Genomic DNA, 2,188 nt, shown 5'->3' with positions numbered 1-2,188 from the left:
CGAGGAACAGGCAGTCGACCAGCGCCAGTTGCGCGATGCGGCTGACCATGGCGCCGGCGCGCAGCGTACTCTCGCGGGCATGCGTGATCAGGCGCTCGTCGGCAATCCGCGCGACCGGGGAAGCCGGCGCACCGGTGATCGCCACGGTCAACGCGCCGTTCTGCCGCGCGAGGTCGAGAAAGCGCACCGTATCGGCCGTCTCGCCGGAATGCGAAAAGCCCAGCGCCACCGTTCGGTCCGGTGACAGGAGCGCCGCCGACCAGGCCTCGTGGGAATCGGCAAGCAGGAAGGCATTGCGGCCGACGCGGATCAGCTTGTGATGCAGGTCCTGCGCCACGAACTGGCTTGCCCCGATGCCGAACAGCAGGATCCGCTGCGCTGCGTCGAGCGCGGTCACCACACGTTCGAGCGCCGCGAAATCAAGGCTGGAAACCGTCTCGTCGATCGCCAGCATCTCCAGCGAGGCGATCTTGCCGACCATGGCCTGCAGGGTGTCCGAGCGCGCGATCTCGGCGCCGAGCGTCATGGCCCCGTACTGGGCCGATTCCCGCCCCAGTTCGGTTGCCAGCGACATGCGCAGCTGGGCATAGCCGCTCAGGCCCAGCGCCCTGCAGAATCGCACCACCGACGCCACCGACGTGTGACAGGCCGCCGCCAGTTCCGAGATCGTCTTGTCGAGGACGATGGCAGGATTCTCGCGGATGGCTGCCGCGATGCGGCCGGTGGCCGGCGTGAGTCCGGCACTCGCTGCCTCGATGGCCGACTGAATTCCCACCGCGATCCGCTCCTCGCCAATGTCCGCCGGGCAGGATGCCACGCATGAGTCGGAGCCGATCGGCAAGCCTGTCCCGCGGGGTCCGTTCTGAAACAAAACTACACGATCTCATCAGACAATGAAACTCATTGACACAACCGCGCCGGACTCCGTAGGCTTCCTCCCGCGTGTCCTTCCAAGCCGCAAAGCAGCCGCCATACCGACAGGGACCAGGCCAATGCTGACGATCGCGTCGAAGTCCCCGTCCACGGTGGCGGCTGCAGGCGGCCTGCCGCAATGACCGGCATGCCGGACAGTCGCCGCGAGCTGATGACCGAGCTGGAGCAGCTGGTCTCGGAGGGTCGCAACCCGACCACGATGGGTATCGACCTGATGTCGACGACCGACATCCTGCGCACGATCAACAACGAGGACCGGACTGTTCCCTATGCCGTCGAGAAGGTCATCCCGCAGATCGCCCAGGCGGTCGATGCGATCGTCGCGGGGTTCGGCCGCGGCGGCAGGCTGATCTATGTCGGCGCCGGCACCAGCGGCCGGCTCGGCGTTCTGGACGCCTCCGAATGTCCGCCGACCTTCGGGGTGACCGCCGACATGGTGGTGGGCCTGATTGCCGGCGGTCCCGAGGCTCTGATGCGGGCCACGGAGGGTGCCGAGGATCGCGCCGAGGACGGCGCAACCGACCTTCGCGCGCTCGCGGTCTCGCACCGCGACGTGGTTGTCGGGATCGCCGTCAGCGGGCGCACCCCCTATGTGGTCGGCGCGTTGCGGCTTGCGCAGCAGCTGGGTGCGGTCACGGTGGCGCTGTCGTGCAACCCGACCTCCACCATTGCCGGCATCGCCGATATCGCGATCTCGCCTGTGGTCGGCCCCGAGGTTCTCACCGGGTCGACCCGGCTCAAGTCCGGCACCGCCCAGAAGCTGGTGCTGAACATGCTGACCACCGCGAGCATGATCCGCATCGGCAAGAGCTACCAGAACCTCATGGTCGACCTGCATGCGAGCAACGAGAAGCTGCTGGCCCGCGCGGTGCGGATCGTCATGGAGGTGACGAGCTGCACGGCCCATGAGGCTCAGCGCGTGCTCGAGCGGACCGGAAACGACGTCAAGCTCGCCATTCTCGTGGCGATGACCGGAATGGATGTCGAAGCGGCGCGCGATGCGCTCTCCGCCTCCGGGGGCTTCCTGCGGCGGGCTATTGAAGGAGCCACGGTGTGAAACCGGGGAATACGCCTGCGCCCTGCCCGCTGGTCCGCCTGCTTACGGAATCACTGCTCAACCAAAGAGGGAAGACGATCATGCACTGGATGACTCCACGACACCTGCTGGCCGGGCTGGCGCTCGCCACGGCCTTCAGCGGCGCCGCCACCGTTCCGGTTCAGGCCGCGAGCCTGCGTATGGCATGGGCCCAGGACG

At 67.4% G+C, this 2,188-nt stretch carries 2 protein-coding genes; one reads left to right on the top strand and one right to left on the bottom strand.

Translation table 11 applies throughout. The annotated features are described in order from the left end of the window. A partial coding sequence (locus tag ACE3TU_RS21665) for a MurR/RpiR family transcriptional regulator (RefSeq protein WP_374627926.1) occupies positions 1-775 on the bottom strand: 775 nt, incomplete at its 3' end. 276 nt (positions 776-1,051) lie between these two features. Here ACE3TU_RS21665 and murQ point away from each other — a divergent pair. Beyond that, a complete protein-coding gene (murQ, locus tag ACE3TU_RS21660; protein ID WP_374627925.1) occupies positions 1,052-1,990 on the top strand; it encodes an N-acetylmuramic acid 6-phosphate etherase in 939 nt (312 codons plus the stop codon). Positions 1,991-2,188 lie beyond the last annotated feature (198 nt).

Origin of the sequence: Devosia sp. (assembly GCF_041917035.1) — a bacterium.
In the GTDB taxonomy this organism is placed as follows: domain Bacteria; phylum Pseudomonadota; class Alphaproteobacteria; order Rhizobiales; family Devosiaceae; genus Devosia_A.
Note: the sequence above shows the minus strand (reverse complement) of the source record. Positions and strands in the feature narration are given on the sequence as shown.